A 557-nucleotide genomic window follows, 5' to 3' on the forward strand; every position below is an offset into this window, starting at 1 on the left:
AATATTTGAACTTCCAGCCTACGTGACAGCAGGCGACGATGTCATTCAGGGGTCAGGTTTCTCTGAAGGTATTGCCACACAAGCAGGTAACGATACGGTTAATGCCGGTGGCGGTAACGATATTGTTGATGGTGGCTTAGGTGATGATACGCTTCATGGTCAAAGTGGTAATGACCAGCTTCAAGGTGGTGAGGGTAATGATACGTTAACGGTTGATGGCAGTGGCAGTAACACACTTGATGGTGGTGCGGGTGATGACACGCTGAAAGTGAACCGTCAAACAAGCGCGAGAAGTACTAATGGTTACTACCAGCGCGACCATACGAGTGTTGCAAGTAATACTTTTGAGGGTGGCCTAGGAGATGACCGCTTAGAAGGAACTGTTGGAGCTGATACGTATGTATTTGGTTTAGGTGATGGTCACGATACGATTAATGATTCTGATAATAAAGTTTATTATTCAGGCTCTTATAATAAAACAGACCGTATTGTCCTTGGAGAAGGAATTACGAAAGATGCGTTAACGATTCGCCGTGATGGCAATCACCTGATATTGG

At 45.1% G+C, this 557-nt stretch carries 1 protein-coding gene; it reads left to right on the top strand.

What is annotated here, in order from left to right; translation table 11 throughout:
• Positions 1-557 (top strand): calcium-binding protein (locus CXF74_RS21645; RefSeq protein ID WP_269800785.1); only part of this gene is annotated, 557 nt, incomplete at both ends.

Origin of the sequence: Psychromonas sp. Urea-02u-13, assembly GCF_002835995.1 — a bacterium.
Classification (GTDB): Bacteria; Pseudomonadota; Gammaproteobacteria; order Enterobacterales; family Psychromonadaceae; genus Psychromonas.